21 protein-coding genes are annotated in these 24,084 nt (G+C 59.6%); 12 read left to right on the top strand and 9 right to left on the bottom strand.

The genetic code is table 11. The features are described 5' to 3' along the window. The first annotated feature begins 79 nt into the window (after positions 1-79). The 8 genes from OKC29_RS15380 to mutT all read left to right on the top strand — a co-directional run bounded on the left by OKC29_RS15380 (position 80) and on the right by mutT (position 9,796). Complete coding sequence (locus tag OKC29_RS15380; RefSeq protein WP_017409434.1) at positions 80-832, top strand: cell division protein FtsQ/DivIB; 753 nt, start codon at positions 80-82, stop codon at positions 830-832. After that, on the top strand, positions 813-2,072 hold the full coding sequence (ftsA, locus tag OKC29_RS15375) for a cell division protein FtsA (RefSeq protein WP_005305690.1): 1,260 nt from the start codon (positions 813-815) through the stop codon (positions 2,070-2,072). Before OKC29_RS15380 ends, ftsA begins: the two co-directional genes overlap by 20 nt. A 40-nt stretch (positions 2,073-2,112) precedes the next feature. Next, entirely contained in the window at positions 2,113-3,264 is a 1,152-nt protein-coding gene (gene ftsZ / locus OKC29_RS15370) for a cell division protein FtsZ (protein ID WP_005305686.1), read from the top strand. Positions 3,265-3,365: 101 nt separating this feature from the next. Then, positions 3,366-4,289, top strand: coding sequence for a UDP-3-O-acyl-N-acetylglucosamine deacetylase (gene lpxC / locus OKC29_RS15365; RefSeq protein ID WP_011707578.1), 924 nt, complete (start codon positions 3,366-3,368; stop codon positions 4,287-4,289). A gap of 140 nt (positions 4,290-4,429) precedes the next feature. Continuing rightward, on the top strand, positions 4,430-5,335 hold the full coding sequence (locus OKC29_RS15360; protein WP_016352175.1) for a M23 family metallopeptidase: 906 nt from the start codon (positions 4,430-4,432) through the stop codon (positions 5,333-5,335). A 59-nt stretch (positions 5,336-5,394) separates the two neighbouring features. Beyond that, entirely contained in the window at positions 5,395-8,115 is a 2,721-nt protein-coding gene (gene secA / locus OKC29_RS15355) for a preprotein translocase subunit SecA (protein ID WP_073351957.1), read from the top strand. A 74-nt stretch (positions 8,116-8,189) separates the two neighbouring features. Next, entirely contained in the window at positions 8,190-9,374 is a 1,185-nt protein-coding gene (locus tag OKC29_RS15350; RefSeq protein WP_073351955.1) for a tetratricopeptide repeat protein, read from the top strand. An 8-nt stretch (positions 9,375-9,382) separates the two neighbouring features. After that, on the top strand, positions 9,383-9,796 hold the full coding sequence (gene mutT, locus OKC29_RS15345) for an 8-oxo-dGTP diphosphatase MutT (protein WP_174892455.1): 414 nt from the start codon (positions 9,383-9,385) through the stop codon (positions 9,794-9,796). Positions 9,797-9,856: 60 nt separating this feature from the next. On the opposite strand, the gene yacG is transcribed toward mutT, so the two are convergent. The 9 genes from yacG to OKC29_RS15300 form a co-directional block, all read right to left on the bottom strand. After that, complete coding sequence (gene yacG, locus OKC29_RS15340) at positions 9,857-10,051, bottom strand: DNA gyrase inhibitor YacG (protein ID WP_005305661.1); 195 nt, start codon at positions 10,049-10,051, stop codon at positions 9,857-9,859. Between the two features lie 9 nt (positions 10,052-10,060). Next, entirely contained in the window at positions 10,061-10,783 is a 723-nt protein-coding gene (gene zapD, locus OKC29_RS15335; protein ID WP_043160635.1) for a cell division protein ZapD, read from the bottom strand. A gap of 37 nt (positions 10,784-10,820) precedes the next feature. Next, the gene (gene coaE / locus OKC29_RS15330; RefSeq protein ID WP_073351951.1) at positions 10,821-11,435 is read right to left on the bottom strand and encodes a dephospho-CoA kinase; all 615 of its coding nucleotides are present in this window, start codon (positions 11,433-11,435) and stop codon (positions 10,821-10,823) included. An 18-nt stretch (positions 11,436-11,453) separates the two neighbouring features. Beyond that, positions 11,454-12,326: a prepilin peptidase gene (locus OKC29_RS15325; RefSeq protein ID WP_065475375.1), complete on the bottom strand. Its 873-nt coding sequence runs from the start codon at positions 12,324-12,326 to the stop codon at positions 11,454-11,456. Positions 12,327-12,348: 22 nt separating this feature from the next. Continuing rightward, a complete protein-coding gene (locus tag OKC29_RS15320; RefSeq protein ID WP_011707570.1) occupies positions 12,349-13,590 on the bottom strand; it encodes a type II secretion system F family protein in 1,242 nt (413 codons plus the stop codon). A gap of 115 nt (positions 13,591-13,705) precedes the next feature. Next, entirely contained in the window at positions 13,706-15,412 is a 1,707-nt protein-coding gene (gene tapB, locus OKC29_RS15315) for a PilB family type IVa pilus assembly ATPase TapB (protein WP_073351950.1), read from the bottom strand. Between the two features lie 3 nt (positions 15,413-15,415). Further along, a complete protein-coding gene (gene tapA / locus OKC29_RS15310) occupies positions 15,416-15,859 on the bottom strand; it encodes a type IVa pilus major pilin TapA (protein WP_073352603.1) in 444 nt (147 codons plus the stop codon). Positions 15,860-16,181: 322 nt separating this feature from the next. Beyond that, complete coding sequence (nadC, locus tag OKC29_RS15305) at positions 16,182-17,039, bottom strand: carboxylating nicotinate-nucleotide diphosphorylase (RefSeq protein WP_073351948.1); 858 nt, start codon at positions 17,037-17,039, stop codon at positions 16,182-16,184. A gap of 5 nt (positions 17,040-17,044) precedes the next feature. Continuing rightward, positions 17,045-17,515, bottom strand: a complete 471-nt coding sequence (locus tag OKC29_RS15300) for a retropepsin-like aspartic protease family protein (protein WP_024944772.1) — start codon at positions 17,513-17,515, stop codon at positions 17,045-17,047. Positions 17,516-17,662: 147 nt separating this feature from the next. Between OKC29_RS15300 and ampD the strand changes: the two genes are divergently transcribed. The 4 genes from ampD (at position 17,663) to aceF (ending at position 24,030) form a co-directional block, all read left to right on the top strand. Then, positions 17,663-18,235: a 1,6-anhydro-N-acetylmuramyl-L-alanine amidase AmpD gene (gene ampD / locus OKC29_RS15295; RefSeq protein ID WP_073351944.1), complete on the top strand. Its 573-nt coding sequence runs from the start codon at positions 17,663-17,665 to the stop codon at positions 18,233-18,235. Positions 18,236-18,510: 275 nt separating this feature from the next. Beyond that, positions 18,511-19,275: a pyruvate dehydrogenase complex transcriptional repressor PdhR gene (gene pdhR, locus OKC29_RS15290; protein WP_011707564.1), complete on the top strand. Its 765-nt coding sequence runs from the start codon at positions 18,511-18,513 to the stop codon at positions 19,273-19,275. Between the two features lie 79 nt (positions 19,276-19,354). Continuing rightward, on the top strand, positions 19,355-22,015 hold the full coding sequence (gene aceE / locus OKC29_RS15285) for a pyruvate dehydrogenase (acetyl-transferring), homodimeric type (protein WP_011707563.1): 2,661 nt from the start codon (positions 19,355-19,357) through the stop codon (positions 22,013-22,015). A 113-nt stretch (positions 22,016-22,128) separates the two neighbouring features. After that, the gene (gene aceF / locus OKC29_RS15280; RefSeq protein WP_073351941.1) at positions 22,129-24,030 is read left to right on the top strand and encodes a pyruvate dehydrogenase complex dihydrolipoyllysine-residue acetyltransferase; all 1,902 of its coding nucleotides are present in this window, start codon (positions 22,129-22,131) and stop codon (positions 24,028-24,030) included. Positions 24,031-24,084: the final 54 nt, after the last annotated feature.

Raw genomic sequence — 24,084 nt, 5'->3', positions numbered from 1 at the left:
GACCGCCAAGCCGGGGCCTATATAATGGCGAACCGGTCTGCAAAGGGCCGGCATGGCGCGTTAAACGGGGATCGATCGGGTGGAGGCAAGGGCACAAGGGCGCACCAAGGGGGGCTTCATCGCCGGGGTGGGATTTTTCATCCTGGTCATGTGGGGCCTCTACCAGACCGCGCTGGATGTTAAAGATTGGCTGACGGATGCCAATCGGTTGCCCATGAGCGAGCTGTTGCTGCAGGGGCAACACCAGTATTTGCAAACCGATGAACTGCGCAGCGCCGTGCTGGATGGCGCCGAGTTGCGCAACTTCTTCGAGTTGGATGTGAACGAATTGCAGGCGCGGTTGAACGCCTTGCCTTGGGTGGCCCAGGTCTCGGTACGCAAGAAGTGGCCCAACAAGATCAAGGTCTACCTCACCGAACAGGCGGTCGCGGCCCGCTGGAATGGCAACCGCTTCGTCAACACCAAGGGTGAGGTGTTCAGTGCGCCGGACAGGGTGAAGACCCCTCTGATGCAGCTGTCCGGGCCAGAAGATCAGGCCGTCAAGGTGCTGGAGGCCAGCCGCCAATACGAGGCGCAGCTGGCGGCCAGAGGGTACAAGCTGCTGGGGGTGAATCTGACCCCCCGCCATGCCTGGGAACTGACCCTGGATGGCAACATTCAGCTGTTTTTGGGGCGCTCGGATATCGCGCTTCGACTGCAGCGGTTTATCGATGCCTTTCCGGTCATCGAACCTCGTGAGCGGGTTGCTTACGTGGATCTTCGATACGACACCGGAATGGCAGTTGGCTGGAAGAAGAACGAAGAGAAAGTGAATGACCAAAACCGCAGATAGAAATCTGATTGTCGGGCTGGATATCGGCACAACCAAGGTGGCGGTTCTGGTTGGCGAAGTGCTGCCAGACGGTGAGCTCAATGTCATCGGCATGGGCAGTCACGCCTCTCGCGGCATGGACAAGGGCGGGGTCAACGATCTTGATTCCGTGGTCAAGTCCCTGCGTCGTGCGGTGGAAGAGGCTGAAATGATGGCCGACTGCCAGATCAGCTCCGTCTATCTGGGGTTGTCCGGCAAGCATATCGACTGTCGCAACGAAACCGGCATGGTGCCCATCTCCGATGAAGAGGTGACCCAGGAAGACGTGGACAACGTCATCCACACCGCCAAGTCGGTACGGTTGTCCGATGAGCTCCGGGTGCTGCACGTGCTGCCCCAGGAGTTCGCCATCGACTACCAGGAAGGGATCAAGAACCCGGTCGGCCTCTCCGGCGTGCGGATGGCGGCCAAAGTGCACCTGATCACCTGCCACAACGACATGGCTCGCAACATCGAGAAATGCGTGGAGAAGGTGGGGCTGCGGGTGGATCAGCTGATCTTCTCCGCACTGGCGTCCAGCTACGCCGTGCTGACCGAGGACGAGAAGGAGCTGGGTGTCTGCGTGGTGGACATCGGTGGCGGCACCATGGACATGTCGCTGTTTACCGGCGGTGCCCTGCGTCACACCAAGGTGATCCCGTACGCCGGCAGCACGGTGACCAGCGACATCGCCTATGCCTTCGGCACCCCGCCACTGGATGCGGAGGCGATCAAGGTGCGCTATGGCTGCGCCCTCGGCCGGCTGGTCAGCAAGGAAGACAATATTGAAGTACCCAGTGTCGGCGGTCGTCCGGCGCGCAGCCTGCAACGGCAGACACTGGCTGAAGTGATTGAGCCCCGTTACACCGAGTTGCTCTCCATGGTGAATGATGAGCTGGTGCGGGTACAAAGCGAATTGAAAGCGCAGGGGGTCAAGCATCAGCTTGCAGCCGGTGTGGTCTTGACCGGCGGCGCTGCCCAGATCGAAGGCATTGTGGAGTGCGCAGAGCAGATCTTCCAGAGCCAGGTCCGGGTAGGGGAGCCCATGAATATCCGGGGATTGAGTGATTATGTGCAGGCGCCTGTGTACTCGACCGCGGTCGGGTTGCTGCAGTATGGCCGCACCCATCAATCCACCGGCAGTAGCAAGGAATATGCCGCCAAGGCAAGCGTAGGTGGGCTGGTCAAACGGGTCAGCAACTGGTTGCGTGGCGAGTTCTAAAAGATTTTGCTGAGTCAGGCAAATAAAGCGGAGAGACAACATGTTTGAATTTATGGATAGCCACACTGACGAAGCCGTCATTAAAGTGATTGGTGTGGGTGGCGGCGGCGGCAACGCGGTCGAGCACATGGTTCGTCAAAACATCGAAGGCGTTGAATTCATTACCGTCAACACCGACGCCCAGGCTCTGCGTAACTCCAGCGCCAACACAACCCTGCAGATCGGCGGTGGCATCACCAAGGGTCTGGGTGCCGGAGCCAATCCGGAAGTGGGTCGTGATGCGGCCATGGAAGATCGGGAAGCGCTGCGCGAGCTGCTGACTGGCTCCGACATGGTGTTCATCGCCGCCGGCATGGGCGGTGGTACTGGTACCGGTGCTGCACCGATCGTGGCCGAAGTGGCCCGCGAGATGGGTATCCTGACAGTTGCTGTCGTAACCAAGCCGTTCTCCTTCGAAGGGAAGAAGCGGATGGGCTTCGCCGCTCACGGTATCGAAGAGCTGTCCAAGAACGTCGACTCCCTGATCACCATCCCCAACGACAAGTTGCTGAAGGTGCTGGGTCGCGGCATCTCCCTGCTGGACGCCTTCAAGGCTGCCAACGATGTACTGCTTGGCGCGGTACAGGGCATTGCCGAGCTGATCACCCGTCCGGGCTTGATCAACGTCGACTTCGCGGACGTGCGTACCGTGATGCGTGAAATGGGTACCGCCATGATGGGTACCGGTTCCGCCTCCGGTGATGACCGTGCCGAAGAAGCGGCCGAGAAAGCCATCTCCAGCCCGCTGCTGGAAGACGTGGATCTGGCCGGTGCCCGTGGCATCCTGGTCAACATCACCGCCGGCATGGACATGACCATCGAAGAGTTCGAAACCGTGGGTAACGCGGTCAAGGCCTTCGCCTCCGAGAACGCCACCGTGGTGGTGGGTACCGTAATCGACCCGGAAATGCACGATGAACTGCGTGTGACCGTGGTTGCCACCGGTATCGGTGCCGAGCGCAAGCCGGACATCACGCTGGTGAAGAACAACATGGTACAAGAGCGTCCGGCCCGTCAGCCCCTGATCAGCGAAGCCCTGCAGTCTCGCGTGATGGAAGAGGCCCCGGCCAAGGTGGTCAACGCCGAGCCGCAAGCTCGTCGCGAACCGGATTATCTCGATATTCCTGCGTTCCTGCGCAAGCAAGCTGACTAAGCCTCCAATGACGCTGGTTTGTTTGTTGCTTAAGGAATGTGCTAAGATGGCCCGGCAACGACCATCTGGTCAGGAATTTGAGCTGTTAAGCGGATACGCCCATGATTAGACAAAGAACCTTGAAAACGAGTGTCCAGGCCACCGGTGTCGGCCTGCATTCGGGCCGGAAAGTCACAATGACGTTCCGTCCGGCGCCTGTTAACACAGGGATCGTTTACTTGCGTACCGATCTGAATCCTGTGGTTGAGCTGCCAGCCAATGCCGATCAGGTGCGTGATACCGTGCTTTGTACCGCTCTGGTCAATGAAGCCGGTGTCCGAGTCTCTACCATTGAGCACCTCTCTGCCGCGCTGGCCGGGATGGGCATTGACAACCTCTATGTCGAGGTTGATGCGCCCGAGATCCCGGTGATGGACGGCAGTGCGCACCCCTTTATCTACCTGCTGCAAGAAGTCGGTATCCGTGAACAGAATGCACCCAAGCAGTTTGTGCGGATCAAACAGAGCATCCGGGTTGAAGACGGCGACAAGTGGGCGGAATTCCACCCCTATCGCAACGGCTTCAAGATGGATCTCGAGATCGACTTCCAGCATCCGGTATTTGAAGGACGCAATCAGCGTTGCGTGCTGGACTTCTCCGGTGCCTCTTTCGTGAAAGAGATCAGCCGTGCTCGTACGTTCGGTTTCATGCGTGACATCGAGTACCTGCGTTCCCAGAACCTGGCGCTGGGCGGAAGCCTGGAAAACGCTGTGGTGCTGGATGACTACCGGGTACTGAACGAAGATGGTCTGCGCTATGAAGATGAATTCGTCAAACACAAGATGTTGGATGCGATCGGTGACCTTTACATGTGTAACCGCAGCATCATCGGCGAATTCCGTGCCTACAAGACCGGCCATGCCCTGAACAACAAGCTGCTGCGTGCCTTGCTGGCCAAGCAGGAGGCCTGGGAACTGGTGACCTTCGAGGGTGAGGGCGACAAAGCGCCCATCGCTTACTACGATAACGGTCTGGTTCTGGCCTGATAGCTGTGCAACGGAACGTCGGTCCTCTCTCCGCACCGACGTTCCGTCATTTGTTTACTCCATTCTGTAATACCGATTATCTCCCGGTTTTATTTCCCGTGCGGGCCAATGGCCACACCTGACCGAGCAGACTGATTTCTATGAGCATTACCCTGATCCTCAATGGCAAGCAGCGACGCAAGTTGCACTTACCGAAACAACGTCTGGCCTGGGTCGGCGGTATCTTCTTCACTGTATTGGCCCTGAGTGGTGGCTGGCTCTGGCAGAGCTGGCATCAAAAAATGGAGGCGCTGGAAGTCGCGCTGGCCATGGCCGAACAGCAAAAATCCACGCAAGGGGCTGACGAAGCCCGCGAACAGCTTGCCATGCTGGCCGCCCAGGTGGGCACCATGCAGGGGCAGCTGGGTCGTCTCAACGCGCTCGGTGAGCGGCTGACCGAAAAGGCCGACCTCGATCCCGAAGAGTTCAATTTCAAGGAGCTGCCCCCCATGGGTGGCCCCTCCTATGATGCGGATCTGGAAGTCAGCCTCAACGAGCTGCAGGACTCCATGAAGCATCTCAGCCAGCAGCTCAGCAGTCGTGAAGAGCAGCTGTCGGTACTTGAATCTTTCATCATGAATCACCATATAACCGATGCCGGCTTTATTTCCGGAACACCGGTCAAGCAGGAGCGGGTTTGGGTCTCCTCTGGCTTCGGTGGCCGGGTCGATCCGTTCAACGGTCGCGCCAAGATGCACAAAGGGGTGGATTTCCGTGGCAAGCCCGGCACCCCCATTCTGGCGACGGGCCCGGGCGTAGTGAGCTGGGCGGGCCGTCATCCGGAATTTGGCAACATGGTGGAGATCAACCACGGCAATGGTTTGGTGACCCGCTATGCCCACAACTCCAAGTTGCTGGTCGAAGTGGGCACCCTGGTCGATGAGGGCCAGAAAATTGCCTTGATGGGACGCACCGGTCGCGCGACCGGGGTCCATTTGCATTACGAAGTGTTGAAAGATGGTCGTCAGGTGGACCCCGCGCGTTTTCTCAATGCCAGACGGGGTTAGGTTTTTTTCTCCAGGTTCCAGTGACGGAACACTTATATAACCAGAAATAGTTGGTACCCATGATTAGCACACTGCTTACCAAGATTATCGGCAGCCGGAACGACAGAACGCTCAAGGCTCTGCGCAAAATTGTAAAACAGATCAATGCGATGGAGCCTCAGTTCGAAGCTCTGTCCGATGCACAGCTGCAGGCCAAGACGGCCGAGTATCGTCAGCGTCTGGAGCAGGGTGAGACACTGGAGCAGTTGCTGCCGGAGGCCTTTGCCACCGTGCGTGAAGCCTCTCGCCGGGTGTTCGGCATGCGTCACTTCGACGTCCAGCTGATCGGTGGCATGGTGCTGAACTCCAACCGCATCGCCGAAATGAAAACCGGTGAAGGCAAGACCCTCACCGCAACTCTGCCTGCCTATCTGAACGCGCTTTCCGGTCGCGGTGTGCACGTGGTCACGGTGAACGACTATCTGGCCAAGCGTGACGCCGAGGCGAATCGCCCGCTGTTCGCCTTCCTCGGCATGACAGTCGACTGCAACGTGCCTGGCATGGATGCGTCCCAGAAGCGTGACGCCTACGCTGCCGACATCACCTACGGTACCAACAACGAATTCGGTTTCGACTACCTGCGCGACAACATGGCGTTCTCGCCCGAGCAGCGCGTGCAGCGTCCGCTCAACTATGCGTTGGTGGATGAGGTGGACTCGGTGCTCATCGATGAAGCCCGTACCCCGCTCATCATCTCCGGCCCGGCCGAAGACAGCTCCGAGCTCTATATTCGCGTCAACAAGCTGATCCCGCTGCTGGTCAAGCAGGACAAGGAAGACTCTGAAGAGTACACCGGCGACGGCCACTACACGGTGGACGAGAAGAACCGTCAAGCATTGTTGACCGAAAACGGCCAGATCTTCGTGGAAGAGCTGCTCAAGAAAGAGGGGCTGCTGGCCGAGGACGACTCCCTGTTCTCCGCCACCAACATCAGTCTGCTGCACCACGTCAACGCCGGCCTGCGCGCCCATACCCTGTTTGAGCGCAACGTCGACTACATCGTTCAGAAAGACGAGATCGTCATCGTCGACGAGCACACCGGCCGTACCATGCCGGGCCGTCGCTGGTCCGATGGTCTGCATCAGGCGGTTGAAGCGAAGGAAGGGGTCAAGATCCAGAACGAGAACCAGACCCTGGCCTCCATCACCTTCCAGAACTACTTCCGTCTGTACGACAAGCTGGCGGGCATGACGGGTACTGCTGATACAGAAGCCTTTGAATTCCAGCAGATTTATGGCCTGGATACCGTTGTTATCCCGACCAACAAGCCGATGGTGCGCAAAGACATGGGCGATCTGGTCTATCTCACGGCACAAGAGAAGTATGCCGCCATCATCGAAGACATCCGCGGCTGCGTCGAGCGCGGCCAGCCGGTGCTGGTGGGGACCGTCTCCATCGAGAACTCCGAGCTGCTCTCCGGCATCCTGACCAAGGAAAACATCCCGCACAAGGTGCTGAACGCCAAGTTCCACGCCATGGAAGCGGAGATCGTCGCCCAGGCCGGTCAGACCGGCGCCGTCACCATCGCTACCAACATGGCCGGTCGTGGTACCGACATTGTGCTCGGCGGCAACTGGCAAGCGGAAATCGCCCAGCTGGAGAACCCGACCGAGGCACAAATCGCCGAGCTGAAAGAGGCCTGGCAGGTGCGTCATGATGCGGTATTGGCCGCCGGTGGTCTGCACATCATAGGTACCGAGCGCCACGAATCCCGTCGTATCGACAACCAGCTGCGCGGCCGTTCCGGTCGTCAGGGCGACCCGGGCTCCTCCCGTTTCTACCTCTCCATGGAAGATACCCTGATGCGGATCTTCGCCTCCGATCGCGTCACCGGCATGATGAAGAAGCTGGGGATGGAAGAGGGCGAGGCCATCGAGCACCCGTGGGTGACCAAGGCGATCGAGAACGCTCAGCGCAAGGTGGAAGGTCGCAACTTCGACATCCGCAAGAGCCTGCTGGAATTTGATGACGTGGCCAACGATCAGCGCAAGGTGGTTTATGAGCAGCGCAACGAGCTGCTGGACACCAGCGACATCTCCGAGACCATCCACGTCATCCGTGACGATGTCTATGGCGCCATCATCGACGAGTACATCCCGCCGCAGTCCCTGGAAGAGATGTGGGACGTGCCGGGTCTGGAAGCCCGCCTGAAGTCCGACTTCGCACTGGATCTGCCGTTGCAGCAGTGGCTGGCGGAAGACGACAAGCTCTATGAAGAGAAGCTGCGCGAGCGCATCCTGGATGAAGCCACCAAGCTCTATGCCCACAAGGAAGAGCTGGTCGGCAAGGAGGTGCTGCGCAACTTCGAGAAGGCGGTGATGCTGCAAACCCTGGACGGCCTGTGGAAAGAGCACCTGGCGGCCATGGATCACCTGCGTCAGGGCATCCATCTGCGCGGTTACGCCCAGAAGAACCCCAAGCAGGAGTACAAGCGCGAGTCCTTCGATCTGTTCACCCAGATGCTGGAAACTCTCAAGCGCGACGTGGTCAGCATCCTGAGCCGGGTACAGGTTCAGGAGCGCGACGTAGAGGCGATGGAAGAGCAGCAGCGCCAGCAGGCCGAAGCCGCTCCCCGCACCTACACCCATGCCGTGGCCGACAACCAGCTGGCTGACGACGAGGCACAGGCCGAAGCGGCACCGGTTACCTTCGTGCGGGACGAGCAGAAGGTGGGACGCAATGACCCCTGCCCATGCGGTTCAGGCAAAAAATACAAGCACTGCCACGGTCAGTTGATCTGATAGCGCAATGACGATGATGCACCGCCTCCGGGCGGTGCATTCATTTCCGGCAGGCAAAGAGGGAGAGCCATGCGATGAGCAAGATGCCGACAGGATGGGATACCACTGCCCACAACAGCTGGCTGGCCGGCCAGCGCCAGGTGGCTATCCAGCAACTGCTGGCCCGGCTTAACGGCAGCACGGCCAAGCCGGTAGCCTTGCAGCTGCAGTTTGCCTATTACCTCTTTCTGTGCGACGACCCGGCTTCCGCAGCGCAGGTGCTGGAGATGGCCCACAAGGCCGAACCCGGCAATGACGAGGTGCTGCGCAACCTCTGCGCTTGCTTGTCGCGGGCCGGTCAGTACGAGCTGGCAGTGGCGCGCTTGCAGACCCTGCTGCAGCACGCCCCCGACGATTTCCATGCGCTGGACGCCCTCTGCGCCTCGTTGGCCAAGCTGGATCGCTACGATGAGGCTGCCCAGGCGGGAACCCGCTCACTGACCCTGAAGGCCCGGTCGGCGGGCAAGGCGCTACCATCCTGGGCATTGCCTGCGGCAGAACCGGCCGTCTGGTTGGCCGATGGCAGTCGCAAACCAGATGTCATCGCTTTTTCCCTGTGGGGCAGTGCTCCCCGTTATCTGCGAGGAGCCATCGACAACGTGCTGGCGGCGGCCTATCTCTATCCGGGCTGGCGGGTGCGTTTCTACGTGGATGAGAGCGTGCCGGCCGAGTTGCTCGCTGCGCTGCGCGAACTGGGGGCAGAGCTCTTGTTGCAACCTGCCGGTCAGCCTTTGCGTCAGCGTCTGTGCTGGCGTTTCCAGGTGGCCAATGATCCACAGGTGGGGCGCTTTCTGGTGCGGGATGTGGATTCGGTGCCGGGCGTGCGCGAGCTGCTGGCGGTACAGGAGTGGCTTGCATCGACGCACTGGTTTCATATCATGCGCGACTGGTGGAGCCATACCGATCTGGTGCTGGCGGGGATGTGGGGCGGGGTGGCCGGCATATTGCCGCCGTTGGCGCCCCTGCTCGAAGGCTATCAGCCCGACGTGATGGAGACGCCGAACATCGACCAATGGTTTTTGCGCGACCGGCTCTGGGGTTATCTCTCGCAGAGCTGTCTGGTGCACGATCGCTGCTTCACGCCGCCAGGCGCCATACCCTGGCCGCAACCCGCCCCTGGCGGGAGCGAGCATGTGGGGCAGGATATCTTTACGGCACAAAGGGAGCCGCAGGCCCGTCGGCTTGCGTCCTGGATTGCCCGTTTGCCGTGTTTACGTTGAGGACAATGATGGAACAGAAGAAACGGATCTGGGTGGCGGTCGGCGTCATCGAGAACGAACGGGGCGATATCTTCATCGCCAAACGCTCCGCCGATCGCCATCAGGGGGATCGCTGGGAGTTTCCCGGCGGCAAGGTGGAAGCCGGGGAGGATCTGCTTACTGCGCTGGATCGCGAACTGTGGGAAGAGATCGGGATCCGGGTGCAGGATTGCGCCCCTTTCATGGAACTGCATCACGACTACCCGGACAAGCAGGTGCTGCTGGATATCTGGAAGGTGACCCGCTTCAGCGGCGAGCCGTTCGGCAAGGAGGGGCAGGAGTGTCGCTGGGTACCGCTGGCCTCGCTGCACGAGTACCACTTCCCCGATGCCAATGGCCCGATCGTGATGCGCCTGCAGGCATCACTGGCCGCACAGGGCTGATGTGAGCCGCAGTGAATACCAAAGCAAAAAGGGCCGTATCGGCCCTTTTTGCTTGCTGGCTTACTGCCACTGCTCCCCTTCTTCGGGGTAGGGCAGCAGCTCCGGGTCTATTTCCCCCGGGATCCGCTTCTCCTCGTCGGCCCACTCGCCGAGATCGATCAGCTGGCAGCGCTTGCTGCAGAACGGGCGAAACGGGCTTTGCGGGCCCCATTCCAGCTCGGTTTGGCAGGTCGGGCACTTTACTTTGGTCACCATGAATACTCCTCAGCAGCAGGCAAGCTGGAAGGGGACATCACCGATCTGCTGCTCCGTAGTGGGCAGGAAACGCAGGGCGAACCGGTTCTTGTGGCCGCTCAGGGTGGGGTAGCACTGCTGGGTGCCAGTCAGACGGATGCGGATCAGCTCGGCGCTCTCGGCGGTGTCCTGGAAGAAGCCGTTGACGGCAACCTGCTCGCTGAAGTTGCCGGACTCACGCCACAGCCGCAGCAGCAGGGAGATGGCGTTCATCAACAGATTGATGTCGCTCAGCCACAACTGCATCTGCTGATGACGGGCGATGGCCGGGGTGGCCAGCCAGTGGTGCAGTTGCGGCACGTCGAAGGCGCACAACCCGCCCGGAATGGAGAAGCGCTGGCGAATGGAACCGAGCAGCCGATCCTCTTTGAGGCGGGCACCGGGACGCGGGGCACTCAGCAGGTTGCGGGAGAGCTGGGTGCTCTCCTGCTGCATCTGGCTGATCTGCTCCAGGTCGACATCGGGCAGGCTGGCCCAGTGGCTCAGGCGCTGGCCGAGGCGCTCCAGATCCTTGATCAGATCGGCGCGCAGGTCGCCGCGTTCCAGCAACTCCTGCAGGTCGAACAGCCCCTTGAAAAAGGCGATATGTGCCCAGGACTGGTCGCTCTCCAGATTGTCGCGGATCTGGGAAAACAGGGACTCCAGACGAAGATAGGTCCGGCTTTTTTCATTGAGGGGAAAATCGTAAATCATGCCTAATCCTGGCCAGCCATAAACCGGCCTAGTGTACTCACAGTTGGCGGGCTTGTTGAGAGGCAAATGCCAGATATGTCTCGTGCAGCGCTAAAATTCGGCTCTTTATCGCCTCGGGCGTGCCATTCTGGTTGTCCAGTACATCGTCGGCTGCCGCCAGCCGTTCGGCCCGGCCCGCCTGGGCGGCCAGAATGGCTTGGGCCTGCTCGCGGCTCACGCCGTCCCGGCGGCAGGTACGCTCAATCTGGGTCGCCTCGTCCACGTCGATCACCAGTACCCGATTGGCCAGGGCAGTGAGCCGGTTTTCCACCAGCAAGGGCACTACCAGCAAGCAATAGGGGGAGCGAGCGGCCGCACACTGGCGCTGCATCTCGGTGCGAATGAGAGGGTGGAGCAGGGCGTTGAGCCAGCCCTTGGCGTCCGGGTCGCTGAAGACCCGCTCCCGCAGCTGACGGCGATTGAGCTGGCCATCGGGGGTGATGACTTCTGAGCCAAAATGGGCCGCGATGGCGGCCAGGGCCGGGGTACCTGGCTCCACTACCTCGCGGGCGATGACGTCCGCATCCACTACTTCGATGCCCAGTTCTGCAAACTGATTGGCAACCGTGGTCTTGCCGCTGCCAATTCCGCCGGTGATTGCGACTACATACATGGGTCAGTGCTGCCTTGGTCAGAGAAACGTCGTGAGGTACCAGCGGGTGATGGTATCGCCCCACAGCAGCGCGATCCAGCCGGCGATGGCCAGATAGGGGCCGAAGGGGATGGGTTTATTCTGATGATGGTTGCGCAGCAGAATGAGGCCAATTCCGATGAAAGCACCAACCAGCGACGAGAGCAGCAACACGATGGGCAGTGCCTGCCAGCCGAGCCAGGCACCCAGCGCCGCCAGCAGCTTGAAGTCGCCATAGCCCATCCCTTCCTTGCCGGTCAGCAACTTGAAGGCCCAGTAGAGGCTCCAGAGCACCAGATAGCCGGCCATGGCGCCGATCACCGCATCGGCCAGCGGCGCAAATCCCCCTGTCAGATTGAACAACAGGCCACCCCACAGCAGTGGCAGGGTCAGCTGATCCGGCAGCAGCATCTTGTCCAGATCGATGAAAGTGAGCGCCACCAGTACCCAGGTGAGCAACAGGGCGGCCAGCAAGCCCCAGCCCGGTGCGAATGTTGCGGCGACGACCAGCGAGAGCAGGGCCGTCAGCAATTCCACCAGAGGATAACGGGCCGAGATGGGGGCCTGGCATTCACGGCAGCGCCCCTTGAGCCAGAGCCAGCTGAGCAGGGGGATGTTCTCCATGGCCGTGATGGCGTGGCCGCAATGAGGGCAGGCAGAACGCGGCACCATCAGGTTGTAGCGCTCTTCCTGCTGCGGCTGTGTCTCTGGATTGAAATAGCCGAGATATTCGGCCTGCCACTCCCGCTCCAGCATGATGGGCAGGCGGTGGATGACCACGTTGAGAAAACTGCCGATCATCAGAGAAAAGAGGAATACCAGCGAGAAATAGAGCCAGGGCAGGCTGTGAAAAACGTCAGTGATTAGCAACATTGAGTCTCGGATTGATGGGGGATCAGTGGATCACCGATCCCAGTTTGAAGATGGGCAGATACATGGCGACCACCATGCCGCCGACCAGAACCCCCAGCACCACCATGATGAGAGGTTCCAGCAGGCTGGTGAGGCCGTCGACCAGATCGTCCACCTCCTGCTCGAAGATGGTGGCGACCTTGGAGAGCATATCATCGATGGCGCCAGACTCCTCGCCGATCATCACCATCTGGATCACCATGTCTGGGAACAGATCGACGGTGCGCATGGCCACGTTGATCTGCATGCCGGCCACCACCTCGTTGCGAATGGCCATGACGGCAGTGCGGTAGACATAGTTACCGGAGGCACCTGCCGCAGAGACCAAGGCATCCACTAGTGGAATACCGGCGGAGAAGGTGGTGGAGAGGGTGCGGGCGAAACGGGCCATAGCGGCCTTGTGCAATATCATGCCAACCACCGGGATGGTCAGTATGAACTTGTCGGTGTTGTCCTTGACCTTCTGGGAGGCGCGCCAGGCGCGCACGTAGAGAAAGATGGCGAGCGCTATGCCGCCAAAAATCACATACCACCAGTTCTGCATGAAACGGGAGATGCCGATGACGAATTGGGTGAAGATGGGCAGCTCGGCACCGAAGCTCTTGAAGATGTCCTCGAACTGGGGAATGACAAACAGCAGCAGGATGGAGGTAACAACAATGGCCACCAGGATGACCATGGTGGGGTAGAACATGGCTTTCTTGATCTTGGACTTGAGGGCTTCCGATTTCTCGCGATAGGTGGCGATGCGATCGTAGATGGTCTCCAGAGCGCCGGACTGTTCGCCAGCCTCCACCAGATCGCAGTAGAGATCGTCAAAATGACGGGGATGGCGGCGCAGCGCCTCGGACATAGGGGTGCCGGTCTCCACATCGGCGGCAATCTGCCCCATGAGCTCGCGCATGGCTGCCTTCTCGTGGCTGCGAGCGATGATCTGCAGGCTCTGGACCAGAGGTACGCCGGCTGACAGCATGGTGGTGATCTGGCGAGAGACGACGGCGATGTCCATCGGCTTGATCTTGGCGCCGCCCTTGGAGAATAACCCCTGGCTCTTCTTGCTCACCTTGGTGACGTTGACACCCTGTTTGCGCAGCTCTGCCTTGACCGTGTTGATGCTGTCGGCCTGCAATTCGCCGGAGACTTTCTGGCCCTTGCGGTTCACCCCACTCCAGCGAAAGGCGAAGACTTTCTTGGGGGCATTCTGTTTCTGGGTTAGCGTTGCCATCACTGCGTCCTGCAATGGGGCTCGGGTTGCTCGTCATGAGGAGAAGCAGCCTCGGCCTGATGGAAATCGCCAGGGCCGGCGGCACCTGGATGAATCGGCTGAGCGATAGACTCTGTCAGTTGGTTGTTACCCGGTTTATCTCCGCCAGACTGGTCACCCCCAGGCGAGCCTTCTCAAGGCCAGAGGTACGCAAGGTGCGCATGCCCTCCTTCTGGGCGATGGCGGCAATTTGCAGAGAGTTGGCCCCCTGCATGATCAATTTTGCGATGTTTTCAGACATTAGCATGATTTCGTAGATGCCGACCCTGCCCTTGTACCCACCTGAGCACTCTTTGCAGCCAACCGGTTTGAACAGCCGCAAGCCAGCGGCCAGCTGCTGCTGGGTAAAACCCAGCTCAAGCAGCTCAGCCTCGGGTACCACTTCGGGGGCTTTGCAGTGATCGCACAGTTTGCGCGCCAGCCGCTGAGCCATGATCAGGGTGACCGAGGAGGCGATATTGAAGGCGGGCACCCCCATGTTCATCATCCGGGTCAGCGTTTCTGCCGCCGAGTTGGTGTGTAGGGTGGATAGCACCAGGTGGCCGGTCTGGGCGGCCTTGATGGCAATTTCAGCGGTCTCCAGATCCCGGATTTCACCCACCATGACCACATCGGGGTCTTGGCGCAAGAAAGAACGCAGGGCGCTGGCGAAGGTCAGCCCTGCCTTGGGATTGACTTGCACCTGATTGACGCCGGGCAGGTTGATCTCCACCGGATCTTCGGCGGTGGAGATATTGACCTCGGTGGTATTGAGAATATTGAGACCGGTATAGAGTGAAACCGTCTTGCCCGAACCGGTAGGGCCGGTCACCAGAATCATGCCCTGAGGCTTCGACAGGGCACGCAGGTATTGCGCCTTCTGGCGCTCGTCGAAACCGAGTTGCTCGATATTGAGGCGTGCGGCGGAGGAGTCGAGCAGACGGATAACGATCTTTTCGCCCCACATGGTGGGCAGGGTATTGACCCGCATATCCATCGACTTGTTGCGCGACAGCTTCAGCTTGATGCGACCATCCTGGGGCAGTCGCCGCTCGGCGATATCGAGCCGTGCCATCACCTTGAGGCGTGCCGAGAAGCGGTTGGCCAGATTGACTGGCGGAGTTGCTACCTCATGCAAGATCCCGTCTATCCGAAAGCGGATGCGGTATTTGGTCTCATAGGGCTCGAAGTGAAGGTCGGAGGCTCCACGCTTGATGGCATCCATCATGATCTTGTTGATGTATTTGACGATGGGGGCGTCATCGTCAGCCGTATTGACGCTCTCGTCGAGCCGCGATCCCTCGTCCGAGACCTCCAGTTCGGAGATCTCGGATTCGTCGATGTCCTCCATGCCGAGGGCATCCTGATCGCTCTCCATCAGCTTGCCGATGGCAGTGGTGAGTTTGTTCTCCTCGACCAACAGCGCCTCGGTATGCAACCCGAAGCTGAAGCCAAAATCCTCCAGTGCCGACACATTGGTCGGATCCGACATGGCGATATAGAGGGTGTGCCCCTGGGTGTAGATGGGCAGGACGTGATGTTTTTCAATCAGCTTCTGATTGAGGTATTTCTGCGGGATCTCGGCCAGGTCGAAGGCGGCAAGATCCAGCAGAGGTACCCCATACTCCAGCTCGCAGAAGTCGGCCAGTGCCTTGCTGTCGAGGATTTCGTTTTCGATCAGAAAGGTCACAAAGGGCTTGCGCTGGGCCTTGGCTTGACTCAGATAGCGCTGTGAGTCGGACTCACTGAGCAGGGAAGAAGCGGCCAGGCTTAATGCCAGGCCGCTATTGGGGCTAGAGGTCATTTATCAGCAGATACCTGCGGTAGTACAAGTTGATGCTGAGCTGGCAGCCCAGTTAACTTTCCCGGTGGCAACAGTGGGTACGAGTATATAGTTTTCACCTTCAAGGCCGTTTACAGGAGCTCCAGAAGCACCAACTGCGGTGGCTTCGACAGAATTATCTGCGGCATTAACTACAACTGATGCCACATTACCATTAGGGGTAGTGACATCAGGAGGCACACCATTAGTTCCTGAAAGACAGGTAGTTAGAGTCCCATCTGCGGCCGCTGTTGTTTGGGCGCATATTTCGATTGCAGTTTTGTATGGAGCAACTGCAGATACTACCTCAGTAAATTTCGCTTTTTTCGTGTAGGTCTGATACGCCGGCAGCGCGATGGCGGCCAGGATGGCGACGATCGCGACCACGATCATCAATTCGATAAGGGTAAAGCCTGATTGTTTCTTCATTTCAAATATCCTTTTTGTCCTTGGTTCCTGGGAAGTGCCGGTGGAAAACTATCCACACGTCAGTATCTTATCCGAGCTGTTTGACTTGGCAACAGAGGCCGGGGCCTTTGTTAACAATCTTTCTATCATTTGCGAAAATTTTGATATAAATCATGGATGAAGAGTCCCTATCGACTCTTTTTTACTGGCGGGGATGGGTCCATCTCACACTCCTTTGCCGAGGGATCCTGCCTTAAAGAAAAGGCGCCCGTGGCGCCTTTTGCAAGTCCTTCATCTTGTTATATGTCAGCGACAAGATGGGGGCATGATGAAGCCTCTGCGGCTAGATGAATCGCATCGAGAGATCCAGGGCGCGTACATGCTTGGTCAGGGCGCCGACCGAGATAAAATCGACGCCGGTGGCGGCATAGTCAGCCAGGGTATCCAGCGTGACGTTGCCTGAAACCTCCAGCTTGGCCCGGCCCTGATTGAGAGCAACCGCCTCGCGCATCATGGGAATGTCGAAGTTATCCAGCATCACTATGTCGGCGCCGGCAGCCAAGGCCTGCTCCAGCTCGACCAGGGATTCGACTTCTACCTCTACCGGTTTACCCGGGTTGAGACGGCGGGCTTCGTTGATTGCTTCAGCGATGCCGCCACAGGCGAGAATGTGGTTCTCCTTGATGAGGTAAGCGTCGAACAGGCCGATCCTGTGATTCTTGCCGCCGCCGCAGGTGACTGCGTACTTCTGGGCGCTGCGCAGTCCTGGCAGGGTCTTGCGGGTATCGAGCAGCCGACAATCGGTATCTGCCAGCTCGGCCACGTAGCGAGCGGTAAGAGAGGCCACTCCGGAGAGGGTCTGCACGAAGTTGAGGGCATTGCGCTCACCAGTCAGCAACACGCGGGCCGGGCCATGCAGGCGAAACAGTTCCTGATTGGGGGAGAGTACTTCGCCATCTTGTACCAGCCATTCAACTCTGACTTCGCCACCAAGCTGGACAAACACCTCATCGACCCAGGGTTGGCCGCAAAATACGCCAGCCTCGCGGGTGATGACCCTGGCGCTGGCGAGGCGATCCGCCGGGATCAGCTGGGCCGTGATGTCGGCGCTGGCATCCGGTTGATCCAACGGGGTGAGGGCATCGCCCAAGTCTTCGAGTAGTGCGGCGCGCACGGCGCGGCAGATGTCCTGTTGTAGCATGCCTTTTATTCCTGCAAAGGTCTGAGCAGCAACTGCCGCTCCTTTTGAACCAGCTCCAGCCGGCCGAGGGCGTTCATGCCTACCAGCACCTCGTCGCCAGCCGCTGCCGGATTGATGAAGATGGCCAGATCGTACAAGGTCAGAGGTCCCATCGCCAGCGTTTCGATGGTGCCGTTGCCGACCCGGATAAAGCCGGCTGCCGTATTGACCTGGCTGCTGCCGCGGGCGGTCAGGCCAAGCCGTTCGGCGACCTGTTGTGGCACGGTAATGCGCGTTGCTCCTGTATCGAGCAGCAGTTGCACCGGCTGACCGTTGATGGCACCCTCCAGACGATAGTGGCCGCTGGCATCGGCCTTGAGCAGCAGGTCGCCGCTGGCGGTCACCGACGGTTGTTCGCGGGCATGAAAATAGAGGGTCAGCAATCCCATCAGGGAGAGCCAGGCCAGCAACCAGAAGCGGCGTGCCATCGGGTGCATATCCTTTCCTGAGTCGAGCGGAAGATGGCCCAGCCTACCACAGTTGCCCGCTGTCATGAGGCGACTGCGATGAGCCTGAGAGGTGGATCGCCTTGTTGCCCGTCCAGTATTGCCAGATGCGCCATTCCATTGCGGAGCGAGTAGACAATGACTCAGCCAAAAATAGTATTTTCCATTGATTCAGACGGTTGGTGTGAGCAAGCCCGCAAGGTGCCGTCACCGCACCACAACGAGCGGGCCTCCCCGAGCGATATCTCCCTGCTGGTGGTGCATGGCATCAGCCTGCCGCCTGGCGAGTTTGGCGGTCCCTTCATCGATGATCTTTTCCTTGGGCGGCTCGATCCCGACGCTCACCCCTATTTTGTCGGTATCCATCAGCTGCGGGTCTCGGCACATTGCCTGATCCGGCGCGACGGTGAGCTGGTGCAATATGTGCCGTTTGGTGCCAGAGCCTGGCATGCGGGGATATCGAGCTGGCAGGGACGCGAGGCGTGCAACGACTTTTCCATCGGGATCGAGCTGGAAGGGACCGATGAGCACCTCTACACCGATGCACAATACGAGGTATTGGTTGAGCTCAGTCGAACCTTGTCCAGCCATTACCCCGCCATTACGGCGGATCGCATCGTCGGCCATTGCGACATAGCGCCGGGGCGCAAGACGGATCCGGGTGACAGTTTCGAATGGCCGCGTTACCGTCAGGCACTCAACTTTAAGTAATTATTCTAAAAATAAGTTTGTGTTTTTAAAACAATGACTTGCCTTTATGGCAGGCCATTTTTGCTGGCTGTTGATCAAATGTTGCCTGTGAGCGATGTCAAAGATATTGGTCTGACCAATTTCTATGAGCTAAATCATAAATCCCTCTCTTTACCCCTTAAGTGGCAAGGTTGATTCTTGATTCAGATCATCTTTTGGGTGGACTTTTCCCATGCCCTCTGCTAATTTTCGCCCCATTCATGAAATTGGTAATACCAATTTAACAAAGCAGCCTCATGCCCTATCTCAAGATTACTCAACCCAAGTTGGCCGACGCCATTGTCGCCGAGCTGGAACAGATGATTCTGGAAGGCAGTTTGCAGCCGGGCCAGAAGTTGCCGCCCGAGCGGGAACTGGCCATCCAGTTTCAGGTTTCGCGCCCCTCGCTGCGCGAAGCCATCCAGCGCCTCGAGGCAAGAGGACTCTTGTATCGTCGTCAGGGCGGCGGCACTTACGTACAAAACGCCTTGAGCAAAGGGATCGCCGATCCCCTGTTTGAGCTGCTCAGCACCCACCCGGAAGCCCAGTATGACCTGCTGGAGTTTCGCCACGCACTGGAAGGCATCTGCGCCTACTATGCTGCGTTACGGGGTACGGACGCCGATTTCGAGCGCATCCGTCAGGTGCAGTCCGCCATCGAGGAGGCCGGCCAGCAAGGCTCGCTGGTCAGCGAATCCGCTGCCGTCACCCAGTTCTATCTGGCGGTGGCCGAGGCGTCCCACAACGTGGTGCTGCTGCATCTGCTACGGGCCATGGGCCCCATGCTTGAGCAGAACATTTTACGCAATAACGAAATTCTGAATCGCCGTCCGGGAGTGGTCGCCAAGATCCGTCGCCATCGCGCGCATCTGATCGAGGCTATCCTGTCGGGGGCTCCGGAGCGGGCCAGGGCAGCTTGTCATGAGCACCTGGCCTTTATCGAGGACACCTTGTTGGATATGCAGAGGGAAGACAGCCGGATCCAGCGATCCATGCGTCGGATCCGTCAGCAGGAAAACTAATCCCACAAGGCTTTATTGTCGAATGCTTGCGCCCTTCGCCGTGCAATGCCGTGCAATCACAACAAAATAGGAACCAGCCATGTCTGATATCCTGAAGAACGATGTGGACCCGATAGAAACGCTGGAGTGGCTTGCCTCTCTGGAATCCCTGCTGCGTGAAGAGGGTCCCCAACGCGCTCAGTTCATCCTTGAACAGTTGGCCGAGAAAGCCCGCGCAAGCGGTGTGGACGTGGCTGCCAAGGCAAACCGCGATTACATCAACACCATCCCGTCCAGCGAAGAGCCAGACTACCCGGGCGACCTGGAGATGGAGCGCCGCATTCGCGCCATCATCCGCTGGAACGCCATGATGATCGTGCTGCGCGCTTCCAAGAAAGACCTGGACCTGGGTGGTCACATGTCTTCCTTCGCTTCTTCCGCGACCATCTACGAAGTCTGCTACAACCACTTCTTCCGCGCTCGCAGCGAGAAAGACGGTGGCGACCTGGTCTACTTCCAGGGTCACATCTCCCCGGGCATCTATGCTCGTGCCTTCGCCGAAGGTCGTCTGACCGAAGAGCAGCTGGACAACTTCCGTCAGGAAGTGGATGGCAAGGGTATCCCTTCCTACCCGCACCCGAAGCTGATGCCGGACTTCTGGCAGTTCCCGACCGTTTCCATGGGTCTGGGCCCCATCGCCGCCATCTATCAGGCTCGCTTCCTGAAGTACCTGACCGACCGTGGCATCAAGGATTGCTCCGAGCAGACCGTTTACGCCTTCCTGGGTGACGGCGAGATGGACGAGCCGGAAGCCAAGGGCGCCTTGACCGTTGCCGTGCGTGAAAAGCTCGACAACCTGGTGTTCGTGGTCAATTGCAACCTGCAGCGTCTGGATGGTCCGGTTGTCGGCAACGGCAAGGTCATCAACGAGCTGGAAGGCCTGTTCTCCGGCGCCGGCTGGGATGTCACCAAGGTGATCTGGGGTCGCAAGTGGGATGAGCTGCTGAAGAAAGACACGTCCGGCAAGCTGATCCAGCTGATGAACGAGACCGTGGACGGTGACTACCAGACCATGAAGTCCCGTGATGGCGGCTACGTGCGTGAGCACTTCTTCAACCGTTACCCGGAAACCGCCGCGCTGGTCAAAGACATGACCGACGAGGAGATCTTCGCCCTGAACCGCGGTGGTCACGATCCTCGCAAACTGTTCGCCGCCTTCTCCAAGGCTGCAGCGACCAAGGGCAAGCCGACCGTGATCCTGGCCAAGACCATCAAGGGTTACGGCATGGGTGAAGCGGCCGAAGGCAAGAACATCGCGCACCAGGTCAAGAAGATGGATCTGGGCTCCGTGCGTCACCTGCGCGATCGTTTCAACCTGCCGGTCACCGACGAGCAGCTGGAAACCCTGCCGTACCTGAAGATCGAAGAAGGTACCGAAGAGCACAAATACCTGCACGCCCGCCGTGCCGCGCTGAAGGGCTATGTACCGACCCGTCTGCGCGAGAGCACCACCAAGCTGGAAATCCCGGCGCTGGATGCTTTCGGCCCGCTGCTGGGTGAGCAGGCGCGCGAAATCTCCACCACCATGGCATTCGTGCGTTCCCTGAACGTGATGCTGAAAGACAAGTCCATCGGCAAGCGCATCGTCCCGATCCTGGCTGACGAAGCCCGTACCTTCGGTATGGAAGGCCTGTTCCGCCAGATCGGTATCTACAGCCCGCACGGTCAGCAGTACACCCCGCAAGACCGCGACATCGTCTCCTACTACAAGGAAGACAAGCAGGGTCAGGTTCTGCAAGACGGCATCAACGAGCTGGGCGCCATGTCCTCCTGGCTGGCTGCTGCGACCTCTTACAGCACCAACGATTGCCCGATGATCCCGTTCTACATCTACTACTCCATGTTCGGCTTCCAGCGGATCGGCGACATGGCGTGGGCAGCCGGTGACCAGCAAGCCCGTGGCTTCCTGCTGGGTGCGACCTCCGGTCGTACTACCCTGAACGGCGAAGGTCTGCAGCACGAAGATGGTCACAGCCACATCCTGGCCAACACCATCCCGAACTGCGTCTCCTACGACCCGTCCTACGCCTATGAAGTAGCGGTGATCGTACAGGACGGTCTGCGTCGCATGTACGGTGAGAAGCCGGAGAACGTCTTCTACTACATCACCACCCTGAACGAGAACTACGCCATGCCGGCCATGCCGGAAGGCGCCGAGGAAGGCATCCGCAAGGGTATCTACAAGCTGGAAACCGTGGCCGGCACCAAGGCCAAGGTACAACTGCTGGGTTGTGGCTCCATCCTGGGTCACGTGCGCACCGCCGCCCAGATCCTGGCCAGCGAGTACGGCATCGGCTCCGACGTGTTCAGCGTCACCTCCTTCAACGAGCTGGCTCGTGACGGTCAGGACGCGGATCGCTGGAACATGCTGCACCCGAACGCCGATGCTCGCGTACCGTACATCGCTCAGGTACTGGGCAGCGAAGCCACCATCGCCGCGACCGACTACATGAAGTCCTTCGCCGATCAGGTGCGTGCCTTCGTACCGACCGAGAACTACCGCGTGCTGGGTACCGACGGTTACGGCCGTTCCGACAGCCGTGCCAACCTGCGTCGTCACTTCGAAGTGAACGAATTCTACGTGGTGGTTGCTGCCCTGACCGAACTGGCCAAGCGCGGCGAGGTAGACAAGCAGGTTGTGGCTGACGCCATCGCCAAGTACGGCATCGATGCCGACAAGGTCAACCCGCTGTACGCGTAAGAGGATCAAGCGTCGTGCCGGGACTCGCTGCCCGGCACGACCTTGCAAAGGTTAACGCGAGAGACGCGTGACAGCAGTCGGTCACGCGGATGCACGCAAGAGGATAAAGCACAATGTCCAAACAGATTATGGTGCCGGATATCGGCGCCGATGAAGTTGAAGTCACCGAGATCATGGTGGCCGTGGGTGACAAGGTCGAACTCGATCAGTCCATCATCGCGGTAGAAGGCGACAAGGCCTCCATGGAAGTACCGGCCCCGTCCGCCGGTATCGTCAAAGAGATCCTGATCAAGGTGGGTGACAAGGTTGCCACCGGTTCCCAGATCATGATCTTCGAAGCCGAAGGTGCTGCCGCACCTGCGCCGGTTCAGGCCGCTGCCCCGGTTGCAGCCGCACCGGTCGCCGCCCCTGCTGCTGCCGCTCGCAAAGACGTGCACGTGCCGGACATCGGTGACGACGAAGTGGACGTGACCGAGATCATGGTTGCCGTGGGCGACATGGTTGAAGCCGACCAGTCCATCATCGCTGTGGAAGGTGACAAGGCCTCCATGGAAGTGCCGGCACCGTTCGCGGGCCGTGTGGTCGAGATCAAGGTTGCCGCTGGCGCCAAGGTCTCTACCGGTTCCCTGGTGATGGTCTTTGAAGTGGCTGGCGCCGCTCCTGCCGTTGCTGCTGCACCGGCCCAGGCTGCCGCTCCCGTGGCTGCGGCCCCGGTTGCCGCCGCTGCCAAAGAGGTCAATGTACCGGATATCGGTGGCGACGAAGTCGAAGTCACTGAGATCATGGTCGCCGTGGGCGACAAGGTTGAAGCCGACCAGTCCCTGATCGCCGTGGAAGGTGACAAGGCCTCCATGGAAGTGCCTGCGCCGTTCGCCGGCGTGGTCAAAGAGATCAAGGTGAAGGCGGGTGACAAGGTCTCCACCGGTTCCCTGATCATGGTATTCGAAGTGGCTGGTGCCGCTCCGGCCGCCGCAGCTGCCCCGGTTGCTCAGGCTGCCGCCCCGGTCGCTGCTGCCCCTGTTGCTGCCGCCCCTGCGCCGGTTGCCCAGGCTGCTGCTGCCTCCGACTTCGTTGCCAACGACGCCTACGTACACGCCTCTCCGGCCGTGCGCCGTCTGGCGCGCGAGTTCGGCGTTAACCTGGCCAAGGTGAAAGCCTCCGGTCGCAAGGGCCGCATCGTCAAAGAAGACGTGCAGGCTTACGTGAAGGATGCGGTCAAGCGCGCCGAGTCCGCTCCGGCTGCAGGTCAAGGCACTGGCAACGGCAACGGCATGAGTGTGCTGGCGTGGCCGAAGGTCGATTTCAGCAAGTTCGGTGATGTGGAAGAGGTCGATCTGACCCGCATCCAGAAGATTTCCGGTCCGAACCTGCACCGCAACTGGGTCATGATCCCCCATGTCACCCAGTTCGACGAAGCGGATACCACCGAGCTGGAAGCGTTCCGCAAAGAGCAGAACGCGATGCTCGAGAAGCAGAAGGCAGACGTGAAGATCACCCCGCTGGTGTTCATCCTGAAAGCCGCCGCCAAGGCGCTGGAAGCTCACCCGCGCTTCTGCAGCTCCCTGTCTGAAGATGGCAGCAAGCTGATCATGAAGAAGTACATCCACATCGGTGTGGCGGTGGATACCCCCAACGGTCTGGTTGTGCCCGTGGTGCGCGACGTCAACAAGAAGGGCATCATGGAGCTGTCTCGCGATCTGGCCGAGATCTCCAAGAAGGCCCGTGCCGGCAAGCTGACCGCTGCCGACATGCAGGGCGGTTGCTTCACCATCTCCAGCCTGGGTGGCATCGGCGGTACCAGCTTTACCCCGATCGTCAACGCGCCGGAAGTGGCCATCCTGGGCGTCTCCAAATCCGAGATGAAGCCGAAGTGGAACGGCAAAGAGTTCGCGCCGCGCCTGATGCTGCCGCTGGCTCTGAGCTACGACCACCGCGTCATCGATGGTGCCGATGGAGCTCGCTTCATCACCACCATGAACGGCGTGCTGTCCGACATTCGTCGACTGGTCCTGTAAGTGAGAGGGCGGGCCCAGAGCCTGCCCTTTTTACTTCTCATTTCGTTAACAGGA

Source organism: Aeromonas sp. QDB34, from assembly GCF_027705405.1.
GTDB lineage: Bacteria > Pseudomonadota > Gammaproteobacteria > Enterobacterales > Aeromonadaceae > Aeromonas > Aeromonas hydrophila.
Note: the sequence above shows the minus strand (reverse complement) of the source record. Positions and strands in the feature narration are given on the sequence as shown.

Coding starts and splice junctions, on each gene's coding strand:
- ftsA (WP_005305690.1), top strand. CDS start 813: ATGACCAAAACCGCAGATAGAAATCTGATTGTCGGGCTGGATATCGGC.
- ftsZ (WP_005305686.1), top strand. CDS start 2,113: ATGTTTGAATTTATGGATAGCCACACTGACGAAGCCGTCATTAAAGTG.
- lpxC (WP_011707578.1), top strand. CDS start 3,366: ATGATTAGACAAAGAACCTTGAAAACGAGTGTCCAGGCCACCGGTGTC.
- OKC29_RS15360 (WP_016352175.1), top strand. CDS start 4,430: ATGAGCATTACCCTGATCCTCAATGGCAAGCAGCGACGCAAGTTGCAC.
- secA (WP_073351957.1), top strand. CDS start 5,395: ATGATTAGCACACTGCTTACCAAGATTATCGGCAGCCGGAACGACAGA.
- OKC29_RS15350 (WP_073351955.1), top strand. CDS start 8,190: ATGAGCAAGATGCCGACAGGATGGGATACCACTGCCCACAACAGCTGG.
- mutT (WP_174892455.1), top strand. CDS start 9,383: ATGGAACAGAAGAAACGGATCTGGGTGGCGGTCGGCGTCATCGAGAAC.
- yacG (WP_005305661.1), bottom strand. CDS start 10,051: ATGGTGACCAAAGTAAAGTGCCCGACCTGCCAAACCGAGCTGGAATGG.
- zapD (WP_043160635.1), bottom strand. CDS start 10,783: ATGATTTACGATTTTCCCCTCAATGAAAAAAGCCGGACCTATCTTCGT.
- coaE (WP_073351951.1), bottom strand. CDS start 11,435: ATGTATGTAGTCGCAATCACCGGCGGAATTGGCAGCGGCAAGACCACG.
- OKC29_RS15325 (WP_065475375.1), bottom strand. CDS start 12,326: ATGTTGCTAATCACTGACGTTTTTCACAGCCTGCCCTGGCTCTATTTC.
- OKC29_RS15320 (WP_011707570.1), bottom strand. CDS start 13,590: ATGGCAACGCTAACCCAGAAACAGAATGCCCCCAAGAAAGTCTTCGCC.
- tapB (WP_073351950.1), bottom strand. CDS start 15,412: ATGACCTCTAGCCCCAATAGCGGCCTGGCATTAAGCCTGGCCGCTTCT.
- tapA (WP_073352603.1), bottom strand. CDS start 15,859: ATGAAGAAACAATCAGGCTTTACCCTTATCGAATTGATGATCGTGGTC.
- nadC (WP_073351948.1), bottom strand. CDS start 17,039: ATGCTACAACAGGACATCTGCCGCGCCGTGCGCGCCGCACTACTCGAA.
- OKC29_RS15300 (WP_024944772.1), bottom strand. CDS start 17,515: ATGCACCCGATGGCACGCCGCTTCTGGTTGCTGGCCTGGCTCTCCCTG.
- ampD (WP_073351944.1), top strand. CDS start 17,663: ATGACTCAGCCAAAAATAGTATTTTCCATTGATTCAGACGGTTGGTGT.
- pdhR (WP_011707564.1), top strand. CDS start 18,511: ATGCCCTATCTCAAGATTACTCAACCCAAGTTGGCCGACGCCATTGTC.
- aceE (WP_011707563.1), top strand. CDS start 19,355: ATGTCTGATATCCTGAAGAACGATGTGGACCCGATAGAAACGCTGGAG.
- aceF (WP_073351941.1), top strand. CDS start 22,129: ATGTCCAAACAGATTATGGTGCCGGATATCGGCGCCGATGAAGTTGAA.